This window comes from Dechloromonas sp. HYN0024 (genome assembly GCF_003441615.1).
Lineage (GTDB): Bacteria > Pseudomonadota > Gammaproteobacteria > Burkholderiales > Rhodocyclaceae > Azonexus.
Genome location: NZ_CP031842.1, coordinates 2,731,832 through 2,758,217 on the forward strand (window position 1 = coordinate 2,731,832; position 26,386 = coordinate 2,758,217).

The 26,386-nt window shown below is 61.0% G+C and carries 29 protein-coding genes; 13 read left to right on the forward strand and 16 right to left on the reverse strand.

Annotated features, from left to right (window positions below; all coding sequences use genetic code 11):
- The first annotated feature begins 4 nt into the window (after positions 1-4).
- Entirely contained in the window at positions 5-388 is a 384-nt protein-coding gene (gloA, locus tag HYN24_RS13125) for a lactoylglutathione lyase (RefSeq protein ID WP_117609664.1), read from the forward strand.
- A 5-nt stretch (positions 389-393) separates the two neighbouring features.
- Here gloA and HYN24_RS13130 read toward each other — a convergent pair whose 3' ends face one another.
- Together HYN24_RS13130 and HYN24_RS13135 are read right to left on the reverse strand one after the other, a co-directional pair.
- Positions 394-1,524 carry a glycosyltransferase family 1 protein gene (locus HYN24_RS13130; RefSeq protein WP_117609665.1) on the reverse strand — a complete coding sequence of 377 codons (1,131 nt, stop codon included), beginning with the start codon at positions 1,522-1,524 and terminating at the stop codon, positions 394-396.
- Positions 1,524-1,940, reverse strand: coding sequence for a diacylglycerol kinase (locus HYN24_RS13135; protein ID WP_117609666.1), 417 nt, complete (start codon positions 1,938-1,940; stop codon positions 1,524-1,526). Before HYN24_RS13135 ends, HYN24_RS13130 begins: the two co-directional genes overlap by 1 nt.
- 108 nt (positions 1,941-2,048) lie before the next feature.
- Between HYN24_RS13135 and HYN24_RS13140 the strand changes: the two genes are divergently transcribed.
- Together HYN24_RS13140 and HYN24_RS13145 are read left to right on the forward strand one after the other, a co-directional pair.
- Positions 2,049-2,732, forward strand: a complete 684-nt coding sequence (locus HYN24_RS13140; protein WP_117609667.1) for a hypothetical protein — start codon at positions 2,049-2,051, stop codon at positions 2,730-2,732.
- A 92-nt stretch (positions 2,733-2,824) separates the two neighbouring features.
- Positions 2,825-3,199, forward strand: coding sequence for a Crp/Fnr family transcriptional regulator (locus HYN24_RS13145; protein ID WP_117609668.1), 375 nt, complete (start codon positions 2,825-2,827; stop codon positions 3,197-3,199).
- 201 nt (positions 3,200-3,400) lie between these two features.
- Here the strand turns inward: HYN24_RS13145 and HYN24_RS13150 are convergent, their stop codons facing one another.
- From HYN24_RS13150 to HYN24_RS13165, 4 genes are all read right to left on the reverse strand, one after another.
- Positions 3,401-4,582 carry a glycosyltransferase gene (locus HYN24_RS13150; RefSeq protein WP_117609669.1) on the reverse strand — a complete coding sequence of 394 codons (1,182 nt, stop codon included), beginning with the start codon at positions 4,580-4,582 and terminating at the stop codon, positions 3,401-3,403.
- A 1-nt stretch (position 4,583) separates the two neighbouring features.
- Entirely contained in the window at positions 4,584-5,381 is a 798-nt protein-coding gene (locus HYN24_RS13155; RefSeq protein WP_117609670.1) for a UDP-2,3-diacylglucosamine diphosphatase, read from the reverse strand.
- A gap of 85 nt (positions 5,382-5,466) precedes the next feature.
- The gene (locus HYN24_RS13160; protein ID WP_117609671.1) at positions 5,467-6,303 is read right to left on the reverse strand and encodes a phosphatase PAP2 family protein; all 837 of its coding nucleotides are present in this window, start codon (positions 6,301-6,303) and stop codon (positions 5,467-5,469) included.
- A complete protein-coding gene (locus HYN24_RS13165; protein ID WP_117609672.1) occupies positions 6,300-7,925 on the reverse strand; it encodes a glycosyltransferase family 39 protein in 1,626 nt (541 codons plus the stop codon). The genes HYN24_RS13160 and HYN24_RS13165 overlap by 4 nt, the downstream gene beginning before the upstream one ends.
- A gap of 121 nt (positions 7,926-8,046) precedes the next feature.
- Between HYN24_RS13165 and purT the strand changes: the two genes are divergently transcribed.
- Both purT and HYN24_RS13175 read left to right on the forward strand, forming a co-directional pair.
- A complete protein-coding gene (gene purT, locus HYN24_RS13170) occupies positions 8,047-9,246 on the forward strand; it encodes a formate-dependent phosphoribosylglycinamide formyltransferase (RefSeq protein WP_117609673.1) in 1,200 nt (399 codons plus the stop codon).
- 120 nt (positions 9,247-9,366) lie between these two features.
- Entirely contained in the window at positions 9,367-9,846 is a 480-nt protein-coding gene (locus HYN24_RS13175; RefSeq protein ID WP_117609674.1) for a bacteriohemerythrin, read from the forward strand.
- Positions 9,847-9,935: 89 nt separating this feature from the next.
- Here HYN24_RS13175 and phoR read toward each other — a convergent pair whose 3' ends face one another.
- From phoR to HYN24_RS13215, 8 genes are all read right to left on the reverse strand, one after another.
- On the reverse strand, positions 9,936-11,228 hold the full coding sequence (gene phoR, locus HYN24_RS13180) for a phosphate regulon sensor histidine kinase PhoR (RefSeq protein ID WP_117609675.1): 1,293 nt from the start codon (positions 11,226-11,228) through the stop codon (positions 9,936-9,938).
- Positions 11,229-11,233: 5 nt separating this feature from the next.
- Positions 11,234-11,920, reverse strand: coding sequence for a phosphate regulon transcriptional regulator PhoB (gene phoB / locus HYN24_RS13185; protein ID WP_117609676.1), 687 nt, complete (start codon positions 11,918-11,920; stop codon positions 11,234-11,236).
- Positions 11,917-12,606, reverse strand: a complete 690-nt coding sequence (phoU, locus tag HYN24_RS13190; protein ID WP_117609677.1) for a phosphate signaling complex protein PhoU — start codon at positions 12,604-12,606, stop codon at positions 11,917-11,919. The genes phoB and phoU overlap by 4 nt, the downstream gene beginning before the upstream one ends.
- Before the next feature lie 27 nt (positions 12,607-12,633).
- Entirely contained in the window at positions 12,634-13,413 is a 780-nt protein-coding gene (pstB, locus tag HYN24_RS13195) for a phosphate ABC transporter ATP-binding protein PstB (RefSeq protein WP_117609678.1), read from the reverse strand.
- Positions 13,414-13,482: 69 nt separating this feature from the next.
- Entirely contained in the window at positions 13,483-14,421 is a 939-nt protein-coding gene (pstA, locus tag HYN24_RS13200; RefSeq protein ID WP_117609679.1) for a phosphate ABC transporter permease PstA, read from the reverse strand.
- Complete coding sequence (gene pstC, locus HYN24_RS13205; protein ID WP_205421391.1) at positions 14,421-15,356, reverse strand: phosphate ABC transporter permease subunit PstC; 936 nt, start codon at positions 15,354-15,356, stop codon at positions 14,421-14,423. Before pstC ends, pstA begins: the two co-directional genes overlap by 1 nt.
- An 82-nt stretch (positions 15,357-15,438) precedes the next feature.
- Positions 15,439-16,440 (reverse strand): PstS family phosphate ABC transporter substrate-binding protein, encoded by a 1,002-nt coding sequence (locus HYN24_RS13210; protein ID WP_117609680.1) that lies wholly within the window; start codon positions 16,438-16,440, stop codon positions 15,439-15,441.
- Positions 16,441-16,547: 107 nt separating this feature from the next.
- The gene (locus HYN24_RS13215) at positions 16,548-17,162 is read right to left on the reverse strand and encodes a hypothetical protein (RefSeq protein ID WP_205421392.1); all 615 of its coding nucleotides are present in this window, start codon (positions 17,160-17,162) and stop codon (positions 16,548-16,550) included.
- 137 nt (positions 17,163-17,299) lie between these two features.
- Here HYN24_RS13215 and rpiA point away from each other — a divergent pair, with 137 nt between their 5' ends.
- The 5 genes from rpiA (at position 17,300) to HYN24_RS13240 (ending at position 23,029) form a co-directional block, all read left to right on the forward strand.
- Positions 17,300-17,968, forward strand: a complete 669-nt coding sequence (gene rpiA, locus HYN24_RS13220; protein WP_117609681.1) for a ribose-5-phosphate isomerase RpiA — start codon at positions 17,300-17,302, stop codon at positions 17,966-17,968.
- 204 nt (positions 17,969-18,172) lie between these two features.
- Positions 18,173-18,967 carry a DUF4239 domain-containing protein gene (locus HYN24_RS13225; protein WP_117609682.1) on the forward strand — a complete coding sequence of 265 codons (795 nt, stop codon included), beginning with the start codon at positions 18,173-18,175 and terminating at the stop codon, positions 18,965-18,967.
- Between the two features lie 31 nt (positions 18,968-18,998).
- Complete coding sequence (locus HYN24_RS13230; protein ID WP_117609683.1) at positions 18,999-20,021, forward strand: patatin-like phospholipase family protein; 1,023 nt, start codon at positions 18,999-19,001, stop codon at positions 20,019-20,021.
- Between the two features lie 107 nt (positions 20,022-20,128).
- Positions 20,129-20,968 carry a phosphate/phosphite/phosphonate ABC transporter substrate-binding protein gene (locus tag HYN24_RS13235; RefSeq protein ID WP_117609684.1) on the forward strand — a complete coding sequence of 280 codons (840 nt, stop codon included), beginning with the start codon at positions 20,129-20,131 and terminating at the stop codon, positions 20,966-20,968.
- Between the two features lie 18 nt (positions 20,969-20,986).
- Positions 20,987-23,029 (forward strand): ATP-binding protein, encoded by a 2,043-nt coding sequence (locus HYN24_RS13240; RefSeq protein WP_117609685.1) that lies wholly within the window; start codon positions 20,987-20,989, stop codon positions 23,027-23,029.
- A 47-nt stretch (positions 23,030-23,076) separates the two neighbouring features.
- Here HYN24_RS13240 and HYN24_RS13245 read toward each other — a convergent pair whose 3' ends face one another.
- Positions 23,077-24,912, reverse strand: a complete 1,836-nt coding sequence (locus HYN24_RS13245; protein WP_117609686.1) for a GGDEF domain-containing protein — start codon at positions 24,910-24,912, stop codon at positions 23,077-23,079.
- A gap of 140 nt (positions 24,913-25,052) precedes the next feature.
- Here HYN24_RS13245 and HYN24_RS13250 point away from each other — a divergent pair, with 140 nt between their 5' ends.
- The 3 genes from HYN24_RS13250 (at position 25,053) to HYN24_RS15970 (ending at position 26,056) form a co-directional block, all read left to right on the forward strand.
- A complete protein-coding gene (locus tag HYN24_RS13250) occupies positions 25,053-25,292 on the forward strand; it encodes a hypothetical protein (protein WP_117609687.1) in 240 nt (79 codons plus the stop codon).
- An 8-nt stretch (positions 25,293-25,300) separates the two neighbouring features.
- Positions 25,301-25,750, forward strand: coding sequence for a GNAT family N-acetyltransferase (locus HYN24_RS13255; protein ID WP_162888739.1), 450 nt, complete (start codon positions 25,301-25,303; stop codon positions 25,748-25,750).
- Positions 25,751-25,885: 135 nt separating this feature from the next.
- Positions 25,886-26,056 carry a hypothetical protein gene (locus tag HYN24_RS15970; protein ID WP_162888740.1) on the forward strand — a complete coding sequence of 57 codons (171 nt, stop codon included), beginning with the start codon at positions 25,886-25,888 and terminating at the stop codon, positions 26,054-26,056.
- 48 nt (positions 26,057-26,104) lie between these two features.
- Here the strand turns inward: HYN24_RS15970 and HYN24_RS13260 are convergent, their stop codons facing one another.
- Positions 26,105-26,377, reverse strand: a complete 273-nt coding sequence (locus tag HYN24_RS13260) for an oxidative damage protection protein (RefSeq protein ID WP_117609689.1) — start codon at positions 26,375-26,377, stop codon at positions 26,105-26,107.
- Between the last annotated feature and the right edge of the window lie 9 nt (positions 26,378-26,386).

Sequence of the window (26,386 nt, forward strand, 5' to 3'; positions counted from 1 at the left end):
CGTCATGCGCATTCTGCACACCATGATCCGGGTCGGCGACCTCGACAAGTCCATCGCTTTTTATACCGAAATCCTCGGCATGCAGTTGCTGCGCCGACAGGACTACACGGACGGCCGCTTCACGCTGGCCTTTGTTGGCTACGGCGACGAGGCCAGCGAAGCCGTCCTCGAGCTGACCCACAACTGGGACACCCCGGCCTATGAGCTGGGCAACGGTTACGGCCATATCGCCCTGGCCGTGCCGGACGCCGCCGCTGCCTGTAGCGCGATCAAGGCACGGGGTGGCAAGGTCGTGCGCGAAGCCGGGCCGATGAAGCACGGGCAGACGATTATCGCCTTCGTCGAAGACCCGGACGGCTACAAGATCGAACTGATCCAGCGCGCCTGAGCGTTTCAGGCCCGACCGGCCATCGCCTCGCGGGCGACACGCTCGAACACCTCGACAACGCCGGCCCAGTTGCGCGGCAACATCGTCTGCCGGGCTGCCTTGGCCATTGCGGCTAGATGCTCGGGATCGTCGAGCATCCACAAGGCACCATCGACATAGGCACGCTCATCGCCAGGTGAGGCGACCATGCCGTTTTTCTCCGCCACGATGAGCTCGGCTGCCGCGGCGCTACGGTAGGCGATGACGGGCAGGCCACTGGCCATCGCCTCAGCCACAACATTGCCGTAGGTTTCGGTCAGACTGGGAAAGAGAAAGAGATCGGCACTGGCATAATGGGCTGCCAGATCCTCGCCGGTTCGCATGCCGGCGAAGTGATGATCGGGGTGATCGACCGCCAGTTGCCGGGCGGATGGCCCATCGCCCACCCACACCATCTTTGCCTGCGGATGCCAGACCTGAATCGCCGCAAAGGCTTTCTCGACCAAGGCCAGATTTTTCTCTGCCGCCACCCGCCCGACGTAAAGACAGACCGGGCCTTCGCCTTCGACACCCCAGCGTTGGCGCAGTGCGGCGCTACGCCGGGCCGGATCGTATAGCTCGGTATCGACGCCACGCCCGACGACGCGCACACCAGTCAGCCCTTCACCGGCCATTTCGGCGGCCAGTGCAGCGGTCGGCACCATCGTCGCCAACGTTCGTCGATGCAGCGTACGCAGATAGGCTGAGAGCGCCGGGCGCATCCAGCCCATGCCGTAATGCACGCTGTAGCGGTCAAAATTGGTGTGAAAGCCGGAAGTCACCGGAATGCCCAGCTTGCGGGCGACACTGACGGCCGACCAGCCAAGCGGCCCTTCGGTCACCACGTGTACGAGGTCTGGCCGATTCTGCCGCCATTGGCTGGTCAACCGGCGCCCGGCCGGCATGCCGAAGCGCAGACCGGGATAGCCGGGCAGCGGCAGCCCCGGCAATGCCAGTTCATGCTCACCGCCGTTATCGGCTTTGTCCTGACGGGGACGAATGACGCTGATCAGGTGGCCGCGATCACGCAGGCCGCCGACCAGACGACCGATGGTCATGGCGACACCATTGACTTCCGGCGGAAAGGTTTCTGTGACGAAGGCGATCGCCAGGGACATCAGACCATCTCCATGAGTACGCAGCCCCAGATCACCATGACCATCAGCAGCGAAACGAGGACGGCGGCGCTGCCGATATCCTTGGCGCGTTTGGCGAGGCGATGATTTTCCAGACTGACGCGGTCAACGACTGCCTCGATGGCCGAATTGAGCAATTCCACCACCAGTACCAACAAGACGCTGGCGATCATCAGGCCACGCCCCAACCAGGGAACTGGCAGCAAAATGGCGGTTGGCACGAGCAGGGCTGCCAGCATGACCTCCTGGCGAAAGGCATCTTCACAGAGATACGCGGCCTTGAGCCCGGCCAGCGAGTAACTCAGCGCATTCCACACCCGGCGCAGGCCGGTTTTCCCCTTGAAGGGGGATTCGTTGGCCGGATCGAGGCCGAGTTCGTTCGATGAGGGTTCCGCCATGAGATCTCCGTGAAAGCACTCACGTTAATCAGCCCGCGCTAAGTTTTGATGACAGAAACGGTCATCGGAATGTCACAATCGCGCTATAAGCTCCTCGGAATTTCCCCCATGCGCCTGCTTGCCACCCTCCTCATACTGCTTGCCATCGCTCCGACCGCGCGAGCCGCCCGCCCGATGGTCACCGACGATGCCCGACTGACCGATGGCGGCGCCTGCCAGCTGGAGTCATGGCTGCACCTGCACGGCAGTCAGCACGAACTGTGGGCCTTGCCGGCCTGCAACCCTGGCGGCAACCTGGAACTGACGATGGGTGGGGCGCTGGCTTACAACGACAGCCATCAGGAAACCGGTGCCGCGGTGATCCAGCTGAAATCGCTCTTCAAACCCCTTGAAACCAATGGCTACGGCATCGGTCTGTCCGTCGGCTACGCGGCGCAACCGGGCAGTTCCCATGACGCCAATCCTTACTTCTATGTCCCGGTCAGTTTCTCGCTGGCCGACGACCGCGTCGTCATCCACACCAATCTCGGCGTCACCCGCGAGCGTGAAAACCGCGAGAACCGCATGACCTGGGGCCTCGGCAGCGAAATCCAGATGAGCGAGCGGACTTACCTGATCGCCGAAAGTTATGGCCAGGACAAGGGCAATCCGTATTTTCAACTCGGTATCCGCCACTGGATCGTGCCCAACCGTATCCAGATCGACACCACCTATGGCAGCCGCGTCGACGCGATCAGCGAGCAGCACTGGTTCTCGATCGGCCTGCGCCTGATCTCGCCGACCTTGTTCTAGGTCATATGCGCCCAATTGTTCACACAACTGAAACATGATTGTTGGTAGCCCTGTGCTACAAGGCGGGTTGTCGCCTTCCGGAAACATTAATCATGGTTTTTTTCGAACTGTTCTCCCACAACCCGACCATCATCAAGGTTGCCGCCGGACAAGCCTTGTTTTCCGAGAACGAGCCGGGGCACATGATGTATGTCCTCGCCGTCGGCAGCGCTGAAGTCATTGTCAATAACCGCGTCGTCGAACAGCTCGAACACGGCAGCATCGTTGGCGAGATGGGCCTGGTTTCACCCGGCCCGCGTTCGGCCAGCGTGGTTGCGCTGAGCGATTGCGAGTTCGTCGCGGTCGACGAAAAACGCTTCCAGTTTCTCGTCCAGCAAACCCCGTTTTTCGCTACCCAGGTCATGCGCGTCATGGCCGAACGCCTGCGCAATCTGAATCAGATGGTGACGCCGCTCGAAGATATCTGATCGTTGGCGAGCGGCCGGAACTCGCCGCACCAGCCATGCGGCCCAATCACCGGATGACGCCAGTGGTGCGACTCGCGCGGTGAACTGTCGCCGGAATAAGCCGGCGGGTAGCGGTGACAACTACCGTTCAGGGCATCCGCCGCCCGAAATAGCGGCAACGAATGCAGGCCGGCGTCATTGCTTGATTCATCGTCTGCGCACTCACGCCGCCGAGGTCAATGGCGTAACCTGACCGGCCTGCCGGCCAGCCTGCTGGCGATAGAGCCGGGCCAGTCGCTCGGCCATCGCCACATCACTCCATTCGCGGGCATAGCCCGGTGCCTCCTCGGCCAGATGTCGCCAGGCCTCCGGATCATTCAGGAACTGACCGAGCACCTCGCCGAAAGCCCGCGCATTGTCAGGCGGCGAAAAAGCGCCACGACCTGGCGAAAGGATATCGGTCGTCCCCATTTCCGACAGGGCGATAACCGGCAACCCGGCCGCCATCGCCTCCAGCAGGACCAGCCCCTGCGTCTCGGTGCGCGAGGCGAAAACGAAGACATCGGCGGCCGCATAGCAATCCGGCAAGGCCTGCTGGCGATCGAGATAACCGATGAAATGCACGGCCTCGTGCAGCCCGAGCGCCGCCGTCTGCGCCTTGAGGTCAGCCATCGCCGGCCCCTCCCCGGCGATCACCAGCAAGCTGTCCGGCCTGATCTGGCGCGCCTGGACAAGGGCCTCCAGGAGGAATCCGATATTCTTTTCATGAGCCACCCGGCCGACAAAGAGCGCCACCGGCCGCGTTTCGGCAATGCCGAACTGCTGGCGAAACCTCGGCCCGTTACCGGCGGCAAACTGCGCCATCGGAATGCCGGTCGGCAGTACGTGCATCGGCGAAGTCACCCCATAGGCCTCCAGTCGCTGGTGCATCGCTGTCGACGGCACGATCACGGCATCGAGCTGATTGCACTGGCGGCGAGAAAAAGCCCGGGCCTGACCGCGCAGCCAGCCGGATGGGATTAGCTTCGCATAGTGCTGCAGGTATTCCTCGAACAACGTGTGATACGTCGCCACCACCGGCAAGCCCAGCACCCGCCCGGCCTTCAGACCGGCGTAATGGGCAACAAAGGGGGTCTGCACATGAATCAGGTCGCAATCGCGCGCTGCCTCGAGTACGGCCCGGTGCATCGCCTGCCAGCCCACCAGACGATCTTCGCGGTCACCCGGCACGGGCCGGCCGGCAACCCGAACGATGCCCGGCTCATCGGCTTCGTCACCGTAACGCGGCACCACCAGCCTGACCTCGACCCCGTGCGCCGACAAGGTTCGACGGAAGGTCTCGATCGAGGTCGAAACGCCATTGACGCGGGGAAAATACACGTCGGACACCATCAATACACGCATCTCAGGCCTCTACAGTTTCGCCAATCGGTTCGACCACCGGCGCAGCCAGCAAGGCCACCGGCGGTGCTTCGCCCCAGGTGACCAGTTCCAGCCGACCGTCGAAGTGCTCGACGATGGCCGTGCAGGAGTCGACCCAGTCGCCGCAATTTACATAGGTCAGGCCGTCGATCTCGCGGATCGTCGCCCAGTGGATGTGGCCGCAGATGACGCCGTCCAGGCCGCGCTCCTTGGCATGATGGATAGCCGATTCTTCAAAATCAAAAATGAAAGTCAGGGCCGTCTTGACCTTCCGCTTGGCGTAGCCGGCCAGCGACCAGTAGCCAGCAATACCGAGCTTGCGCCGCCCCCATGAGAGCAGCGTATTGATGCGGACCAGCAACTCGTAGGCATGATCGCCGAGCACGGCCACCCAGCGATGATGACGCGTCACCTGATCAAACTGGTCGCCATGAATGAGCAGAAAGCGCCGGCCATCGGCCATTTCATGCACCAGCTCATCGACCACCTCGACCTCGCCGAAGACAATGCCGCAGTATTCGCGCAACACCTCATCATGGTTACCCGGAATAAAGACAACACGGTCGCCATGCCGGGCCCGGCGCAGCAGTTTCTGAACCACGGTGTTCTGGGCCTGCGACCAGTTGATGCTGCGACTCATCGCCCAGAAATCAACAATGTCACCAATCAGGAAAGTCTGATCGGCCGGATGGTCACGCAGAAAGTCGAGGAGTTTGTCCGCCTGGCACGCCCGCGTGCCAAGGTGGATGTCGGAGAGGAAGACGGATCGGACCTTGGGCATGGCCGCACGATACGACCATGCCGTGACCCGGAAATTACGGCCGGGTTAAGCTTTTGTTGCAGCCGTCAGCGCATCAGCAATCGGCTCAAGCTGCGCCGATTTTCGCATCAAGCCCGGCGAGGGGCGCATTGACGGCCTGCCAGCCGTCGCGGACGAGGGGCCGCAGATAGACCATGGCAAAGCCACCCAGCCCCCACAGACAGGCAATGCTGCGCCAGACCAGGGTATCGGGATAGCCCTGCCCGTCAAATGGCAGGCTGGCCACCGCGACAACGGCAATGCCGATGAGAATCCAGTGCGGGCGCACCGCCAGACCCCAGCGAAAATACCGGCTCAGGCGCAGGCCGACCCAGCCACCGGCCAGACCGATGATGGCCCCGGCCAGCACATCCACCGGCCAGTGGGCACCGACAGCGATGCGCGAAAAGGCGGCCAGAAGGGCGATGAGAACGATCGGCAGGGCGCGCCAGCCGAGCAGAGCCAGCCAGGCAACGACAAAGGAGAAGGCCGAGACGGTATGCCCCGAGGGAAAACTGTGCGCTGTCAGGCGGGCGCCAATAATGGTGATCTGGCTGGCATCGATTACCGCCGCGGGACGCGGCAGCGGCAGCCAGATCTTGAAACCACGGCTGATCATCCCGGCGATCAGCGCACCAAGCACCAGTGCCCAGAAGACACGCGGGTAGCGCAGGCAGAACGGGAGCATCAGGGCCAGTTGAAGGCGACCGTCGCCGAGCGTCGTCAAGGTTTCCCAGAACCAGGGCGGCAAGACCTGGCTGGCCGCCTGCGCCGGCACGAATCCACCATGCCAGTCACCCGTCTGGCCGAGCAGGATGAGCCCAAGAGCCGGTAACAGGAACAGCGCGAGCATGGCTGCATCGAACCAGCGGTTCGGCGCATGCAGTGGCTGATCGTTGGTCACTTTTTCTGGGTCTCGACACGGGCCAGCGTCACAAAGCTGCGCTGATAGACGTCGTGAAGGATGAGGTTGGGCGGGAGCAGCGCCTGCACTTCATGCTTGCGGTCGGTGCGGGTAAATACCAACTGGCCGAGTTCAGGCACTCGGGTGGGCGTCGCCGCCTGCCGATAGACACTGAAGCTGGGCATGATGATGCGCCAGGCGACCACCGTCGCGCCACTCTCTCTGGCAACTTGCGCGGCCTCTCGCACCGGCCCCTGAGTGACGCCGATAACGCGCGGCGCGACGACGAGGGCAACGGTCGTCGCCTGCAACAGTCCGGCGAGCACCAGTCCCTGCCAGACGGGCAAACGACGCCACAGGGCGATAGCGATAACGGCCAGTGCCAGCAGCGGCAACAACCAGCGGGCCTCGTCGGAAAAGGCGGCCAGCAGCCCCGACAGCAGCATCGTTTCGAATGGCCGGCTTACCTTGCTGGCGGCGAACGCGAGAATTTCGGGCAGCGCAGCCAGCAGCAGGGCAAAGAGAACCATCGGGACAAAGGCCACCAGCCGCCGCTCGGCATTGAGCCGGTGGCGGGCCAGAAGGATGAACAGCGGGGTACAGCCGTAAAGCAGGTAGTGCGGCAACTGCGTACCGGAAAACGAGAAAAAGGCGAAGACGACGACGAACCAGACAATCAGGAAACGTTCGAATAGTGCTTCGCTATCGGCGTGCCGCAACTGACTGGCCACCTTGCCGACAATGGCCAGCAGCCAGCCGGTGAAGGGCAGCAGGATGAAGGGCATGACCGCGAAGTAATACCACCAGCGGCCACCGTGCCCCTCAAAGGTGTCGGCATAGCGGTTGATGTTGTGCTTGAGGTAGAAACCGCGGAAGAAGGCGTCGCCCTGATCGAGATAGACCGCCACATGCCAGGGCACGACAATGACCAGAAAGAGCAGCCAGCCCGGCCAGAAAAAGACGGCCTTGAGCCACGGGCGCAGCGCACCGGCGGAAACAAAGAAAAGGCCGCTGATCAGCAAGGGAAAGAAGACAGCGACCGGCCCCTTGGCCAGGAAGCCGAGACCGAGGGCGGCATAAACGCCAATCAGCAGGCGCCGACGTTCGGCCGTCCCCCGCCCTTCGCGGCAGGCGCAGAAATAGTCGTAGATGCCGAACATCGCCATGGCAATGAGCAGATTGAGCAAGGCATCGGCAATTGCCGCCTTGGCGATGAAACCCACCACCAGCGACAGGGCCATGACCAGCGCCGCCGCCTGCGCCGTCATCCGGTTGCCGTGGCGCAGACAAAAACGATAGAGCGCGAACATCCAGAGCATGGCAAAAATGATCGACGGCAGCCGGAAGCCGATTTCACTGACGCCCAGCACACTGACCGAAGCGGCCTGAGCCCAATAGATGAGAATCGGCTTGTCGTGACGCGGTGCGTCGTTGAGGGTCGGCGAAACGAGATTGCCGCGCGCCATCATTTCCCGCGTGGCTTCGGAGAAGGCCCCTTCGTCGACATCGGTCAGCGGCAGGCTGTAGGCATTCAGGAAGAAGGCGAGAAAGATCGCCAGCAACAGGCTGAACGGCGACAGCAGAAAACGCTCGATTGAGAGTGGCAGGGATCGCAATTGCATCGCGGCATTATAAAGCAGCCCGGCACCCCATTCCGGTGCGCCGACACGCGTGGCTTGACGATACGACGCGCAAACGCCTAAATTCGGGTGAATTCAGAACTCTTTCCTCCAAGGCAACCGCATGCAAATCGGCACCCCGCTATCCCCCTCCGCGACCCGCGTCATGCTGCTTGGCGCCGGCGAACTCGGCAAGGAAGTGATCATTGCCCTGCAACGTCTGGGCGTCGAAGTGATCGCCGTCGACCGCTATGAGAATGCCCCCGGCCATCAGGTAGGCCATCGCGCCCATGTCATTTCAATGACCGATGGTGCGGCATTGCGCCGTCTGGTTGAACAGGAAAGGCCGCATCTCATCGTCCCGGAAATCGAGGCCATCGCCACCGACATGCTGGTCGATATCGAAGCCGCCGGGCTGGCTGAAGTCATCCCGACGGCCCGCGCCGCCAAACTGACCATGAACCGGGAAGGCATCCGCCGGCTGGCCGCCGAGGAACTCGGCCTGCCCACCTCGCCCTATCAATTCGCCGATTCGCTGGGTGAACTGCGGGCCGCCATCGACCACGGCATCGGCTATCCGTGCATTGTCAAACCGACCATGTCGTCGTCAGGCAAGGGGCAGTCCCTGCTGCGCGGCCCGGATGATGTGCAGAAGGCCTGGGACTACGCAGCAAGCGGAGGCCGGGTCAATCAGGGCCGGGTCATCGTCGAAGGCTTCATCGACTTCGACTACGAAATAACCCTGCTCACCGTCCGCGCCCGCAATGCAGCCGGCGAAGTGGTGACTCACTTCTGCGAGCCGATCGGCCACATTCAAGTGGCCGGCGACTACGTCGAATCATGGCAGCCACAGGCGATGACACCGACGGCACTGGCCCGCGCCCAGGAAATCGCTGCCGCCGTAACCGGCAATCTCGGCGGGCGTGGGCTTTTTGGCGTAGAACTGTTCGTCAAGGGTGACATGGTCTGGTTTTCCGAAGTCAGCCCGCGCCCGCACGACACCGGACTGGTCACGCTGTGTTCGCAGCGTTTCTCAGAATTTGAGCTGCACGCCCGGGCCATCCTTGGCCTGCCCGTCGACACCGCCCTGCGCGAGCCCGGCGCCTCGGCCGTCATCTATGGCGGCATGGACGAAAAGGGGATTGCCTTCACCGGCATCGAAGAGGCGCTTGCCGTGCCACGCACCGACTTGCGCCTGTTCGGCAAACCAGAAGCATTCGCCAAGCGGCGCATGGGCGTTGCCGTCGCCAATGCCGGCACGACCGACCAGGCGAGGGCTGCTGCCAAGCTCGCCGCCAGCAAGGTGAGGCCGGTCAAAGCCTGAAAATTCAACGGAACTCACCCGACCAGGGATGACTTGCGCGACAATGTTGACTCACGTCAACAGCACTATCCTAAAAGTAATATCTACTCTCTAGATCGCAAAAATACCGGGGGAAACAGCATGCCTATCATTTGGGAAGATCGACTTAATACCGGAATCGACGTCATCGACTCGCAGCACCAGCGCATCGTCGATTACATCAACGACCTGGAAATCGCCAAGATGAAGGGTGACAAGCACATGGTCACCGACATCATCGAGCAACTGATTGACTACACCCAGTCGCATTTCGGCTTTGAGGAATCGATGCTCGAAGATGCCGGCTACAAGTTCCTCAAGCCGCACAAGAAGGTGCACGAACTGTTCATCAAGCGCGTCACCGAGTTCACCATGCGCGCCGCCAAGGGTGAGGATATTGCCGATGAACTGCATTTGATGCTGTCCAAGTGGCTGATCAATCACATCGCCAGCGAAGACCGCGACTACGCCGATGCCGTCAAGAAGATGGTTGCCGATGGCGATGAGACAGCCAAGGCCGCCATCACGCAAACGGCCCGTCCGGGCTTCTTCGGTAGCATCTTCGGTCGCTTCTTCCGCTGATCAGTCAGACGCCCCGTGACAGCGCGGGGCGCGCGCCATGACGATGTGATCTCCCGCCAAGGCGGGAATCGCGGCTCAATTTCCCACGTTTAAAGGCTGGCCACGCGGCTACCCGGAAACCTTGCGGCAAAGCGGCTGCCGACACCCGGTGCGCTCTTGATCTCAAGTTGGGCCTGGTGACGATTCAGCGAATGCTTGACGATAGCCAGGCCAAGGCCGGTACCGCCGGCGTCGCGTGAGCGCCCACGATCCACCCGGTAAAAGCGCTCGGTCAAACGCGGAATGTGTTTGGCATCGATGCCGATCCCGGTATCCTCGACAGCAAACTCGGCCCCCTGCGGCGTCCGCTTCCACTCGATGCGCACCGTACCGCCGGCCGGCGTGTAGCGCACGGCATTAGCAACCAGATTCCCGAAAGCACTGACCAGTTCGGGCTCGGAGCCACGCAGGTCGCACATCCCGTCGTTCTCGGCCAGGATGCGGTGACGGCCACCCGACAGGGCCTCGCCATCTCGCCGCAGCTTGTCGATCAGATTGCTCATGTCCACCACGTCGGTACACGGCGGCGGTGCCGACTCGATGGACGACAGGGTGAGCAGATCCTGGACAATCGACTCCATACGCTTGGACTGCTCGGCCATCAGGTCGAGATAGCGTTGCTGATCGGCCTTGTCGAGGTCGATTTCCTGCAAGGTTTCAAGAAAGCCGGCCAGCACGGTCAGCGGGGTACGCAGTTCATGCGAAACGTTGGCCACGAAATCGCGGCGCATCTGGTCGAGACGATCAGTCTGCGTCACATCCTTGATCTGCATGAGCCGGCGGTTGCCGGCATAGGGAACAATGTGGATGGAGAGGACACGATCCGAGCCACGATCCGAACGCAGGGTGAGGGGCCGTTCAAAGTCGCCACCGGTCAGGTAGGCGACAAACTCGGGCTGGCGTACCAGATTGACAATCGGCTGCCCGACATCGGTGCTCAAGGCAAGGCCCAACTGTTCTTCGGCCGTGGTGTTGCAATAGACGATCTGCTGATTGAAATCGAGGGCAACGACACCGTCGGTCAGCGCCTGCAAGGCCGCAAAAAGACGGACGATCTGATCGTCACGCTCAGCGATCTGGCTACGCAGTTCTTTCTCGTGCCGGTAAAGGCGGCCAAAAATCCCGTCCCAGGCCCCTTCACCTTCCAGGCCGGCATCGACTATCGGCTGGTATGACCAGCGATCAAGCCGGGCGAAGTTGCGAAAATGAAAGGCCATCTGCAGGCCGAGACCGCCACAGAAGACCAGCCAGCCGGCCCAGTGGGCGATGAAATGCCCGACCGGCAGGGCAATGACCATCGACAGCAAGGCCAGCAACAGGGCCCGAATCAGTTGCGATGACACGCCGTTCAGGCTCCCCGAAAGCGGTAGCCGGTACCGCGCACGGTTTCGACCCGCTCGTGGTTGCCCGAGCCTTCGAGCGCGGCGCGCAGACGACGGATATGCACATCAACCGTGCGTTCCTCGATGAAGACATGGTCACCCCACACCTCATCCAGCAACTGGGCGCGGGTATAGACCCGCTCGGCGTGGGTCATGAAAAAGAAAAGCAGGCGAAACTCGGTTGGCCCCAGCTCGATCGGCTGACCACCTGCCATCACCCGATGGGTCGCCGGATTAAGGGCCAGCGTACCGATCTCGACTGCCTCGCCGGCCAGGTGCGGAGCCCGGCGGCGCAGCACGGCGCGGACCCGGGCGACCATTTCCTTGGGCGAGAAGGGCTTGGTGATGTAATCGTCGGCACCGGCTTCGAGTCCCTGAACCTTGTCTTCTTCATGGACACGGGCGGTCAACATGATGATCGGCAGCTCGCGCGTCCGCTCATCGGCACGGATTTTCTTGGCCAGCGCCACGCCCGACTGACCGGGCAACATCCAGTCGAGAATGACCAGATCGGGCAGCGCAGCGCGGATCGCCGACTCGGCTTCCTCGGCGCTGCCGGCACGGACGACCAGAAAGCCGGCGTGCTTGAGATTGATGGTGACGAGTTCCTGGATGGCTGGCTCGTCTTCAACGACCAGTATCGTCGGTGTCACTTGGCCAGCTCCTTGGTATGACGGATGTCACGCCCTTCGACGATATAGACTACCTGCTCCGACACATTCTTGGCATGGTCGCCGATTCGTTCGATGGCGCGGGCGATCCAGATGATGTCGATGGAGGTGGTGATGGTGCGTGGGTCTTCCATCATGTGGGTGATCAACTGACGGATGATCGACTTGAATTCGGCATCGACATCGGTATCGGCCCGGATGACATCGGCCGCCTGCGGCGTATCGAGACGGGCGAAGGCGTCGAGGGCCTGGCGCACCATGGTCAGCGCAGCTTCCGCCAGATGGCGGATACCGACGCCGTACTGGCCGGGCAGATGACCGTTTTCGTAAATGCGGCGAACGCCCTTGGCGATTTTCTTGGCTTCGTCGCCGGCCCGTTCAAGATCGGTGACGATCTTGCTGATGCCGAGGATGAGGCGCAGGTCGGAGGCGGTCGGCTGACGCTTGGCGATGATGTGGGCGCAGTCGTCGTCGATGGCTTTTTCGAGTTCATTGACCTTGCGGTCGGTCTCGACGATGGTCTTGACGCTGGCGATCTCACCCGTCGAGTAAGCCTCGATGGCGGCGGAAACCTGAGTTTCAACCAGTCCGCCCATCTGTAGCACGTGGGTGCGCAGGCGGCTGAGTTCTTCGTCGAACTGGCTGGACAGGTGTTGGCTTTCGTTCATTTTCATTTCCTCGATGGCGCTGTGCGCTTAACCCATACGGCCGGTGATGTAATCTTCAGTACGCTTGTCCTGCGGCTTGATGAAGATTTCGTCGGTCTTGCCGAATTCGATCATTTCGCCCAGATACATGTACGCCGTGTAGTCGGACACCCGTGCTGCCTGCTGCATGTTGTGGGTGACGATGAGAATGGTGACGCGCTTTTTCAGTTCATGCACCAGTTCTTCGATGGCACCGGTAGCAATCGGGTCGAGGGCCGAAGTCGGCTCATCAAAGAGCAGCAGTTCGGGATCGGTCGCCAGGGCGCGGGCGATGCACAGACGTTGCTGCTGACCACCGGAAAGATTCGGTGCCATGTCCTGCAGACGGTCCTTCACTTCGTCCCAGATCGCCGCGCCACGCAGGGCATGCTCGACCTTGTCATCGAGGACGCGACGATTGTTCTCGCCGCGCACGCGTAGGCCATAGGCAACGTTTTCGTAAATCGACTTGGGGAAAGGATTCGGCTTCTGGAAAACCATGCCGACGCGCATGCGCACCTCGATCGGATCGACTTCCGGCGACAGCAGGTTGGTGTTGTCCGGAAAGAAACGGATCTCGCCTTCGTAGCGGTTACCCGGGTAGAGGTCGTGCATGCGGTTGAAGCTGCGCAGGTAGGTCGACTTGCCGCAGCCGGAAGGCCCGATCAGCGCCGTCACCTTCTTGTCGTAGATGGGCATGTTGATGCCCTTGAGGGCCTGCTTTTCACCGTAATAAAAGTTTAGACCGCGTGCTTCGGCCTTGAGGTTCGGTGTGTCTTGGATCTGCATTGGAGACTCCATATCGATATTCGTATGCGGCATTTCATCTCATGCGCCGGGGCGTTCCGGCGCATGAAATTACCATTTGATGTTTTTGCGCATCTTGTAGCGCAGGTAGATGGCGATGGCGTTCATGCTGAGCACCATGGCCATCAGCACAAAGCCGGCAGCAGCAGCGTTGACTTCGAAGGCTGGGTCGGGGCGCGAGGTCCAGTTGAAAATCTGGATCGGCATGACGGTGAAGGGCGACATCACCCAGTCGAAGAGGCCGGCATTCACCCCTTCGCTGATTTCGGTGTAGGGCACCGGCGGCAGGAAAGCAATGAAGGTCAGCGCGCCAATGGTGATGATCGGTGCCGTTTCGCCGATAGCGCGGGCAAGACCGATGATGACACCGGTCAGAATGCCGGGCATGGCGTAGGGGATGATGTGGTAACGGCAGGTCTGCCAGCGCGTCGCACCGACCGCCATCGAGCCTTCGCGGATCATCGCCGGAATGGCGCGGATCGCTTCACGAGTGGACACGATGATGATGGGCAGGATGAGCAGGGCCAGGGTCAGGCCGGCCGACAGGATGCTCTGGCCGAAACCGAACTGGTACACGAAGATGCCGAGGGCGAGAAGGCCATAGACAATCGACGGCACCGCAGCGAGATTGGTGATGTTGATCTCAATGATCTCGGTGACCCAGTTACGCGCTGCATATTCTTCCAGATAGACACCGGCGGCCACGCCGATCGGTACGGCCGCCAGGGCAGTGACGAACATGACCAGCAGCGAGCCGACCCAGGCCGACAGGATGCCGGCCTTGCTGGCATGACGCGAGGCGAAGTTGGTGAAGAAATCCAGCGTCAGGCGTTCCGAGCCCTTGATCACCATGTCGGAGACGAGGAGCACGATGACGAGCAGGGCGACGGCCAGGCAGAAAATACCCAGGCCCTTGAAGATTGCGTCCTTGAGCTTTCCGCGGGCAATCAGGGCACGGATTTGTTCGGTGGTCAGGGTCGTTGCTTGCATTAGTAATTCTCCCGGAATTTGCGGCGCAGCCACTGGCCGAGAATATTGAACATGAGCGTGATCAGTATCAGCGTCAGGCCGGCTGCGAAAATGGTCTGGTAACCGATCGAGCCGTGCGGCAGGTCGCCAAGGGCAACCTGGACGATAAAGGAGGTGATCGTTGCGGCCGGTTCCATCGGGTTCCAGGTCAGATTCGGCTGCATGCCGGCAGCCACCGCGAGAATCATCGTTTCGCCGACAGCCCGCGAGATGGCCAGGATGTAGGAGGCAGCGAGACCGGAGAAGGCAGCCGGGACGACGACGTGCAAGGCGGTGTGCAGACGGGTCGAACCCAGTGCATACGAGCCTTCACGCAGGCTCATCGGCACGGCGCGCATGGCATCCTCGGACAGCGAGGCGATGTAGGGGACGATCATGATGCCCATGACCAGACCGGCCGACAGCAGCGAGAAGCCCGGCAGCTCCGGAAAGATCATCTGCAACAGCGGGGTCACCATGAGCAGCGCAAAATAGCCAAAGACAATGGTCGGAATGCCACCGAGCAACTCGAGGATCGGCTTGGCAATCTCGCGCACATTGCTGTGGGCAAATTCGGACAGGTAGATGGCGATGATGGTGCCCATCGGGATGGCAACACCGAGCGCCACCACTGATGAAACGAGCGTACCCGAGACGAGCACGCCAATACCGAAATGGGCGTCATCGAAAAGCGGCGTCCATTGGCTGTCGGTCAGAAAATCGATAATGCTGACATTCTGGAAAAAATGTACGGACTCGGAAACGAGCACATAGACGATGCCGATGGTCGTCAACACCGAAACGGCGGCAGCCGCGAAAAGCAGCGCCTCGATGAACCGTTCGCTGGCGTGGCGCATCGCTTTCTTGGAAAGGCGATCGCTGACGACAGACAGGTCGGAAGGATTATTTGCAGTCATGGCTTGCGAATTCACTGGTGGAATTCCCTAGAATAAAAGCCCGACCCGCGAGGGATCGGGCTTTTTGATGCGGTCAGGAAAATCAGTTCTTGGCTTCGCGCTTCATCAGTTCTTCGATGGTGATGCCGATTTCGTTGTGACCACCAAACACCGTGCCGAGCTTCTTCTTGTTCATGTGCTCGATATTGCCGGTGTAGGCTGCGGCCGGCAACTGGACGTATTTGACTTCCTTGGTCAGCTTGGCGCCATTCTTCATGTAGAACTCGACGAACTCGCGGACTTCCGGCTTGTCGAGTGACTTTGCCTTGACGTAGATGAAGATCGGACGCGACAGCGGCTGGTAGGAGGCCTTGATCACCGACTCTTCGGACGGCTCGACAGCGACGCCGGTCTTCGGATTGACGATGGCCAGCGCCTTCAGGCGGGATTTGTTTTCAGCGTAGTAGGCGTAGCCGAAATAGCCGATGGCATTGACGTCACGTGAGACGCCCTGGACCAGCACATTGTCGTCTTCCGAAGCGGTGTAGTCGCCGCGCGAGGACTTGGCCTTGCCGACAGTGGCTTCGGTGAAGTACTCGAAAGTACCGGAGTCGGCACCCGCGCCGAACAGTTTGATCGGGGCATCAGGCCAGGCCGGGTTGATCTGGTTCCACTTGGTGATCTTGCCCTGGGCTGCCGGTTCCCACATCGTCTTCAGCTCGGCCACGGTAGCCTGCTTGAGGAAGGTGTTCTTGGGGTTGATGACGACGGTCAGCGCGTCGAAGGCGACCGGCATTTCGATGTAATCGACGCCAGCGGCCTTGCAAAGGTCCATTTCGCTCTTGGTGATCGGGCGGGAAGCGTTGGAAATATCGGTTTCGTCGCGGCAGAACTTCTTGAAGCCACCGCCCGTACCGGAAATGCCGACCGTCACCTTGATGACGTTCTTCTTGGCTTTCTGAAACTCTTCGGCCACCGCTTCGGTGATCGGATAGACAGTCGACGAACCGTCGATCTTGATGACTTGTGCCTGGGCGGCCTGGGCGCCAAACAGGGCGACACCGGCAACCGCCAGCGCGGAAACAAGCTTGGAATACTTGAACATGAGGTAACTCCTGCACAGGGTTGGACTGATAACGCCACGCAGGTTACCGGTCGATTGTTACAGCCGGATGACAGGCTGTAACAATCGAAAAAGTTATTACTTTTGAACTACTTGGCCGGGCGTCCGGTCTTGATGCGTTCGACACGCCCCATCACGGCTTTCAGTTCGGCGTCGTTAAGCGCCGCCAGCAGGGCAATACCGGCGCGCAGCAGTTCGCTCTTCTTGGCCTCGCTGCCGAGCCCGACCAGACGCTTCTTGAGTTCGCCGATGCGGGCATATTCCGTTTCCGGCATGGCATAGCTGTCACGGACCAGTTTCACCTTTTTCGCTTTTGCCGGTTTGGCGGGTTTGGCCGTTTCAGCCTTGACCACCTTGGGCTGGTCGTACTTGATCGCCTGCGCCTTGACCAGCGCATCGGCCAGCACCTTCTGATGCTTGGCCACGGTGGCTTCGACCTGGGTCGGCTTGCGCGCCGGCTTGGCCTTGCTTTCGGCAGCCGGCTTGGCGGCAACCGGTTTTGCCAGGACGGCCTTGGCCGCAGCCGGGGCCGGCTGCGCTGCGGCAGGTGCCGGCGCCAGATTGGGGGCGGCCACGGCCACATCGGCGACGGCAGCCGGGGTCGGCTTCGCCGCGACGGGTGCCGTACGCGGCACCAGCTTCTTTGGCGGCTTGGCTGCTACAGCCGGCTTCGGTGCAGCGGATTTCTTGGTTTTATCGCTCATCATGTTCTCCAAAAAACAGTATGGCTAGTTTAGTCCTTATTACATCACTCAAAGATGACACTTTTATGACATTTTCGGACTCAGGCACGTGCCCCGGCACAGGTTAAAATGGCGAAAAATCCATCAGGAGCAACAGCATGACCCAGGACGAACTCAAACAGGCCGTGGCCCAGGCCGCCGCCGACTACGTGGCGAAAACGGCGCCGGCCGGCAGCATCATTGGCGTCGGCACCGGCTCGACCGCCAACTTCTTCATCGATGCGCTGGCCCCGCTGAAAGACCAATACAAGGGTGCCGTGGCCAGTTCGGAAGCCACCCGCAAACGTCTCGAAGGCCATGGCATCACGGTTTTCGATCTCAATGACGTGACCGACATCCCGGTCTACGTCGATGGTGCCGACGAGATCGATGCCGGGCTCAACATGATCAAGGGCGGCGGCGGTGCGCTGACCCGTGAAAAGATTGTCGCGGCGGTCGCCCGCGAATTCGTCTGCATCTGCGACGGTTCCAAGCTGGTCGACACCATGGGCAAGTTCCCGCTGCCGGTCGAAGTGATCCCCATGTCCCGCGCCTATGTGGCCAGGGAGCTGACCAAACTGGGCGGCACCCCCGTCCTGCGTGACGGCTTCGTGACCGACAACGGCAACCTGATCCTCGACGTCAAGGGCTTGTCAATTACCGACCCCAAGGGGCTTGAGGCTCAGATCAACCAGATCACCGGCGTTGTCACCAACGGCCTGTTCGCCGTCCGACCGGCCAACCTGCTGCTGCTCGGCACGGCTGACGGCGTCAGGACGCTCCGCTGAGTCATCCGTCTGTCACATGACTTAACTAAGCTGTTTCTGCCTCTGCGGACCCCGGTCCAAACGAATAAGCAGAAAGCAATCTCTCCCTTCAATCCCGGCTATGCGCCGGGATTTTTTTCGCCGTCGGCCCCGCTGAGCATTGACGCGCAACCATGCCATCACCCAGACTCATCAGGTTAATTCAAGACAACAGACAGGCTGCGCATGCCCATCAATAACTGGCACATCTACGATCATTACGGTTACGCCTTTCTCGCCGTCGCCGGCACCTTTGCCGCTGTGGCAGCCGTCCAGTGGGCATTGCAGCGGCCACACTGGGCGTGCTGGATTGCCTCGCTGCAGGGGGTGGCACCGCCCTTCATCAACATCATCGGCGTGCTTTTCGGCCTGACGCTGGCCTTTCTTGCCAACGACACCTGGAGCGCCCATGATCGGGCGATGAATGCGGTATTCAAGGAAGCCGACTCGCTGCGCAGCATTGCTGTACTCGCGGAGCAACTGAACGAACCGCTACGCAGCGATGTACGCGGTGCCGTCTCGAAGTACGGCCATGCCAGTGCGGGTGAATGGCCTATGCTGGCAGCTCGCCAGTCAAGTGTGGAAGTCAGGGCAATGGCCGACGCCCTGCTCACCCTGCTCGCCAGCCCTTCCGTCAAAGCCGGTGCCGGCGACAACGTTCAGGCCCTGATGCTGCGCAAAGCCATCGAGATTCGCGACGAGCGCGACCTGCGCATCGGCCTCAGCCAGACCCACGTCAATCCGCTCAAATGGCTGGGCATGGCCTTTCTCGGCTTCCTCACCCTGCTGTCGATATCCGTGGTCCATGTCGACAAGCCGCGCGCCGCGATGGTTGCGGTCATCCTGTTCGCCCTCGCCGCCGCGCCGACCGCCGCCATCGTGCTGATTCAGGGCAACCCTTTCCAGCAGCCGACCTCGGTAACGCCAGCCCCCATTGTCGACGCGGTGACCGAACCGGCACCCCCACGCGACGGCCATTGAATGCCACACTTACCTGAAGCTTAGCCACCCCATGATCTTGCGCACCGCCAAGCCCAAAACACTCAATCTCGCCCTGCAGGGCGGTGGCGCCCACGGCGCTTTTACCTGGGGTGTGCTCGATGCGCTGCTTGAAGAATCGACATTCGACATCGAGGGGGTCAGCGGCACCAGTGCCGGGGCCATGAATGCGCTCTGTCTGGCGCATGGCCTGATGACCGGCGGCCGCGACGGGGCCCGGGAAACCCTCGCCCGCTTCTGGACCAGCATCGCGGCCAGTTCCCCCTTTGCTGCCGGCGATGGGGGTGGCGAGGTCAGCCAGTCGCTCAAACTGATGCTGCAGTGGACCAACCACCTCAGCCCCGAGCAACTCAACCCCTTCGACCTCAACCCCTTGCGCGACATTCTCGGCGAGCAGTTCGACTTTGCCCGCCTGCGCCACGAGTCCCCGATCAAACTGTTCATTGCCGCCACCCACGCCAATTCGGGCAAGCTGCGCCTCTTTCGCAACCATGAACTGTCGGTCGACACCCTGCTCGCTTCGGCCTGCCTGCCGACCATCCACCGGACCATCATGATCGACGGCGAGCCTTACTGGGATGGCGGCTACAGCGCCAACCCGGCGGTCTTTCCGCTGGCTTACCAGTGCGCCTCGCCGGATATCCTGCTCGTCCTGCTGACCCCACTACGCTATGTTGAAACACCGGTTTCGGCGGCAGATATCCGGCAACGCCTGCTTGAACTGTCGTTCAATTCGACTTTCCTGCGCGAAATGCGGATGTTTGCCCACCTCCGCGAGGAAGCCGGCTCATCCTGGCGCCCCCGCTGGTTACCCGGCGGTCGCCTGGAGCGGCGCATCGGGCAACTACGCTTTCACGCCATAACCGCCGACGCCCTGCTCGGCGAACTGCCGGCGGACAGCAAACTGGCCGTCAACCTGCCCTTTTTCGAGCGCCTTCGCGACAGCGGACGCGAGCATGCGCAACACTGGCTGGATCAACATCACGGCAGTTTGGGCAAAGCCTCTACCCTCGACCTGGGGCAACTGTTTTATTGACCTCCCGGCAGGCTGGCATTTTCACGCTTGGGCGGATTGTATTTATCGGGCAAACCCCTAAAATCCCCAAATACGATAATTTATATCTATCCTTCTGAGGTCGCCCCATGCGTCGTCTCGTTCTCGGCTGCGTCGCAGCCTTCTCCCTGGTCACCGCCGCCCAGGCCGAAGAAGCCTCCGGCTATCGTTTCTCGCCGGTAAACCAGTGGGACATCAACAAGACAGCCGCTTACTGGAACCCGATCATCAACTACGTTGCTGAAAAAAGCGGCGTCAAACTTCAGTTAAAAATTGGTCGCACCTCGGCCGACACGACAAGTTATGTTCTGGCTCAGGAGGTCGAGTTCGTCTTCACCAACCACATGTTCAGCCCGGAACGCGACAAACTCGGCTGGAAAGTCTTTGGCCGCCGGCAAATGCCCGCCCTGCGCGGCCAGATTGCCGTACCGGCCGACTCGCCGATCACCCGCCTCGAACAATTGAAGGGTGAGGAAATCGCGTTTGCCGGCCCGGAGGCATTCGTCGGTTACAAGGTACCCTACGCCCATCTGCTGAGCAAGGGCATCGACGCCAAGGTAGTCTTTGGCGGCAACCAGAACGCCGCCTTCGCCCAGATGTTTGCTGGCCGGGTCAAGGCAGTGGGCAGCAACTCGCAACTGATCGAGGGCTATGCAACCCGCGAAAACAAGGCTTTCCGGGTGCTGTGGTCGTCCGATGAATACAACGACCTGGCCCTGATGGTATCGGGCCGCGTCCCGGACAAAGACCTCAAGGCCATCGCCAGTGCGTTCTATGGCATGCACCTCGACCCCAAAGGCAAAACCATCCTGCACCAGGCATCACGCGGAGTCGGCCTCGGCGAGGATGCCTATTTCATTCCAGCCGGCGCCGCCGACTACGCCAGTTACCGCAAGTTTTACCAAAGCGCCCCGGCATCACTGCGCTGATACGGCCAGCGACTGTTCATGAACTCAGTGCTGTCCCGCCTCCTTCCGCAAACCCTGGTTGCCCGGGTCTATCTCCTGTATTCGGCAACGCTGCTGTTATTCATCAGCCTCGGGCTGGCCTTGTTCTATCAGGCGCAGATCCAGCTCAGCGTTCAGGATGCCCAGGAGTCGTCGAGCATGCTGGTCGAGGTGGTTACCCAGGTTCTTTCCGATAGTGCCGTGATCGGCGACTACGATACGATCAACCGTACCCTTGACCGGGCCATCGCCCGCTCGCAATTCAGCTCGGCGACTTTCATCGATATCAAGGGCGGCATCATCCGCAGCGTTAACCCGACCAAGACCCAGACATCGCCGCCGGACTGGCTGCGAGAACAGATTGCCAACCTTCTTTATGACGTCAACCGGAACATATCGGCGGGTGGTATCGACTACGGGGTCTTGCGCCTGACCTTTGCCGTCGACAGTATTGCCGGCTCGATCTGGGAATTGATCGTCACGGCGACCGGACTGGCCATCTCCGCCTTCATGGGTGGGCTCCTCCTTATCTGGTTCCCCCTCAAACGCTGGCTCAGTGCCCTCGACCGCATCCGCCTGTTCGAGCAGAACTCAGCCGACAAAGAGGTCCTCGCATCCCTGACGCCAACCGATGTGCCACTCGAGTTTCGCCCGGCTTTCGAACTGCTCAGCCGCACCGCCGGCAGTCTGCGCGACGAACTGGCTTCGCGTGAAAAAGCCCTGGTATCATTGCGCGCACTGCTCTCCGGACTGGGGCATTCGCAGGATGGCATCGCCCCGGTCAGCGATGGCGACATCTCGGAACTGTCGACCACCATTTCCCGGATGGTCAACGAACGCGAAGCGATCCGCGTGGCCATGACCGAGGCGCGCGATGCCGCCGAAGCCGCCAACAAGGCAAAAAGCGAGTTTCTCGCCAATATGAGCCACGAAATCAGAACACCGATGAACGGCATCATTGGCATGACCGAACTCGCCCTGGATACCGAGCTTTCGGCTGACCAGCGCGATTATCTGGAGACCGTCAAGTCGTCGGCCAACAGCTTGATGGGCATCATCAACGACATTCTCGACTTTTCCAAGATCGAAGCCGGCAAACTGCCCGTCGAGAGCATCGCCTTCGACCTCCCCGAGATGATTCGGGAAGCCGTCCGGCCGCTCGCGCTGAGGCCGACGAACGGGTCTTTGCAATTCAACTGCATCATCGGCAACGGCGTACCCTCATGGGTTCTGGGCGACCCTTTGCGACTCCGGCAAGTCCTCCTCAATTTGCTCGGCAATGCCGTCAAATTTACCGAGCGGGGCATCGTCGAAGTGAGCATCACCGGCCAGCCCCAAGCGGATGGCAGGAACCAGCTTCACTTTGCCATTCGCGATACCGGGATCGGCATCCCGCCGGAAAAACAGGCGGCTATTTTTGAAGCCTTTACGCAAGAGGACAGCTCGACCAGCCGGCGCTTTGGCGGCACCGGCCTCGGCCTGAGCATCTGTCGCCAGCTCGTCATGCTGATGGACGGTCACATCTGGCTGGAAAGCACACCCGGCGTCGGCAGCACCTTCCATTTCACCCTGCCTCTGAAGGTTGTCGACGATCCGGTCAGCGACCTCGGCATGGCCACACCCCCCCTCCGGGCGGAGACTTCCGGCACCAGTGCCGACGTCCTGCTGGTCGAAGACAACCAGGTCAACCAGAAACTGGCTACCGCCCTCCTTGAACGTCAGGGCTATCGCGTCACCCTGGCCGAAAACGGAGCGCAGGCCGTGGAACTCGTCAGAGCCAGTCCAAACGCTTTCAGCATCATCCTGATGGATATGCAGATGCCGGTCATGGATGGACTGGAGGCAACGCGACAGATCAGGGCCAACGAAAAGACCGACGGAAGGAAGCCGGTGCCGATCGTCGCGATGACCGCCAACGCCATGCAAGGAGACCGGGAAATTTGCGTCGCCGCCGGGATGGACGATTATCTCGCCAAGCCGATCAGGGCTGACGAAATGTACGCTGCCATCGCACAACTGCTCGATCCCTCACGCCGCCCCTGATCCCGCGCGCCAGGGTCAGCCCTTGGCCGGATCAGCGAAGGGGACACTCAGTTCATGTAGCGTACCGGCGCTGGCGCCACATCGGCCACGGCGACCCGGCGCCGCTCGACAAACAGACTGCCGCCTAGCGGCTCATTGGCCGGGTCCCGGCCTTTTTTCTTGGCCTGCTTCTTGGCAGCCGACGCGGCGGCTGCAACCTCCCGATGCGACTCGCAATCACCCGACGCCACTTTTACCGCACCGATTGAAAGGGTCGGCAAAGCCTGGAAACTAAGTTCACCGCGACGGTTTTCTGCCATGTAGCCACCGCGCAGACGTTCCTCGACCCCGAGCATGTTGGCCATCGCCTGCGAAAATGCACTGATGATCTGCCAGCAACGGACTTCCCAGTCTTCACTACGGAAAATCACAAAAAAGTCGTCGCCCCCGATATGGCCGACAAAATCAACCTTCTGATCGCAGGCCTCGCAAATTAGGCGGGCCAAGGTTTGAATCACGTCGTCGCCGCGCCGATAGCCGAAGGCATCGTTGTAGGGTTTGAAATTATCAATGTCGATATAGGCCGCGACAAACGGATTATCCATCTGCAGCATGCGGTCGACATGCTCGTTGATCGGCACATTGCCTGGCAACTGGGTCAGGGGATTAGCATAGCGGGCGGCGCTGATCTGCATTTCGGTAATCGTCCCCATCAGATCATGGCTACTGCCGACGCCGATGTACTGGCCGTCGGCGGTGACGATGAAACCGTCGAAAAGATAGTGCTTGGGGGCCAACGCCAGCATCATGGCCAACTCCTGGATCGTGGCGTGCTGATCAACCACCAGGGGGGCATGATCCATGAACAGCTCGCAACTCCTTCGCCCGAACAACTCCTTGCGAAAGGGACGGGCAAAGCGGTCGATCATGCTGTGCCGGTTGATCATGCCGACCGGCTGATGGCCATGGACAACCGGCAGGACATCAAGATCCGGGTCAGCTTCAAAGCGGGCGATGACACTCCCGTTGCTCGCATTCATCGGCACGGGCTCGATCAGTCGGGCCAGCGTGCGCGCGGTCGGCACCTTGCCGGGGCCTCCGGTCAGCGGCGACAGCGCCAGTGATTGATGGCCGAGGGCGACCAGTGTCTGCCCAGCTAACTGGCGGATCGGCCGCCTTTCCGGCCGGGCAATAAAATAGCCCTGACCGCAGGCAATACCCATGTCCCGCAGGCACAGCAGATCCTCGCTGCATTCAATGCCCTCGGCGACCAACAGGGCATTGCAGATTTCCGCCAGATCCTGCATGGCCCGCACAAAGTGAAACTTGATCCGGTCGCTGGCGATACCGCTGACGAAGTGTTTGTCGATCTTGACGAACTCGGGGCGCAACTCCGACCACATGCGGAGATTGGCGAATCCCTCGCCGAGGTCGTCGATGGCAAACTGGAAGCCCCGGCCGCGATAATCCAGCAAGGCCTCCTGAATACCGGGCATATCGGTAATCTGCTGATTTTCCGTCAGCTCGATGACAATGCGGTTAGGCGCAATACCCAGTTCATTGAGCAGATCCCGGGTATGCCCATTCATCAGGCGATGATCGCGCAGGCAGCCGGGCGTCACATTCAGGAACAGGCGGCCCGACAGACGCTGCGCAGCAAAGGCGCGCAGACTCGCCTCCCGGCAGGCATGTTCCAGATCAAGGGTCAGCCCGTTGCGCGCCGCAGCGGCAAACAACTGATCGGGAAACTGCAAGTGGCTGTTAGCTGGCCCGCGAATCAGCGACTCATAACCGAGAATGGCCCGCACGCGAAAATCGAGAATCGGCTGAAAGACCGGAAAAAGAAGTCCTTCGGCCATGATTCGCCGTAACTCCGTGACCTCATCATCGATCAGGACAATCATCGGATTCCATCGAGAGTAACAGGACATCCAGTCTAGACAGGCCATGTTGCAGCCCGGTGACAACCAGATCGCCAATTCAGTCATCTTCCCGCAACATGACTGAGACAACCTGAAGCCATCCTAGCTATCCCGAGGGCTCGATGACTGAAACACTGTTTTGCTACTGCTGCCGCGTCCATCATGACAAGACCGTGATGCGACTGTTTCCGACCCGCCAGGGCTATCGCTGGCGCTGCCTGCGCAGTATCGAGGCGGCGGCGAGCAGTCGCCGGGAACGCGACGCCTTCGGTCAGCAACAATCCGCGATCAATCGCGAAACCGCTCGCCGGGCGGCCGAACTTGGCCAGCGGCTGCGCCAGGGCGTGGCCTTGGCGGCATAACACCAACCGTGGATACCTTCCGCATCGACACGCTCGACACGAGCAGTCCGCCTTTGCTGGCGGCGAGCGTAACGCTCATCGTCAACGCCTTCGCCGACCCCGAGCGCTATAGCGCCGAGCGGGTGCGCCGGGAACTGCGCGGCGATGACCCGGCCTTCTACCGGCGTTTCTTTGTTGCCCTGGAGGCCGGCGAAATCGTCGCCGTCGGTGGTGTCAAGGCGGCCGACTGGGCTTCCAAGACACACCTTCTCTACCTGTCGGCAGTCACCCCCGAGCGCCGCGGTAAGGGCATCGGCCGCGCCATGATCAAGGCCCGCCTCGACTGGCTGGAAGCAAACTTCAAGACCGGGCGAATCCTCGTCTCGGCGACCAAGACCAAACGTTTCCGCGACCTCGGTTTTGTCGACGTCCGGAACAGCAACATTGATGGGCGGCACTTGCTGGTCCGGCGTTTCTAAGATCTGGCGTGCCCCGACGAAAGCTGAAGGGCCATTGGTAAGCAGAGATACAAAATTCCGTCACGCCCCTGCAATATTCGGTGGCGATAGTTGAGGGGTTAGTGAGGCCGGATATCGGCCGATCAAGGAGAACCCATGAACAAGCAGAGCAACAATGATATCGCCGCCTTTCCCGAACTGTTCGACGGGCTGGAACAATTCATCGAAGAACAGGCCGGCCACCTCAAGCGGACCAGTGCCATTCTCGCCGCCACGGCGATGGGCGGCGGCATGCTTCTTTTTTACGTCCTTCACCGCATCGCCTGAACAAGAAAAATCCCGCCGCAGCGGGACTTTTGTCAGCGCGCCCGAGGTTCAGGCAGCTGGCGGCACGTAGCCCTGAATCTGGTCGGCACCGGCGCCGAAGAAGTGCTTTTCGACCTGCTCGGACAGATACTTGCGATGCTTGGCATCGACCAGGTTGAGACGATTTTCATTGATGATCATGGTCTGCATCTTGATCCACTGTTGCCAGGCTTCCTTCGACACATTTTCGAAGATGCGCTGTCCGAGCGGGCCCGGATAGGGCGGCTGATCGAGACCCTCAGCCTCGCGGCCGAGCTTGATGCAATTGACGGTACGTGCCATGTGAAACTC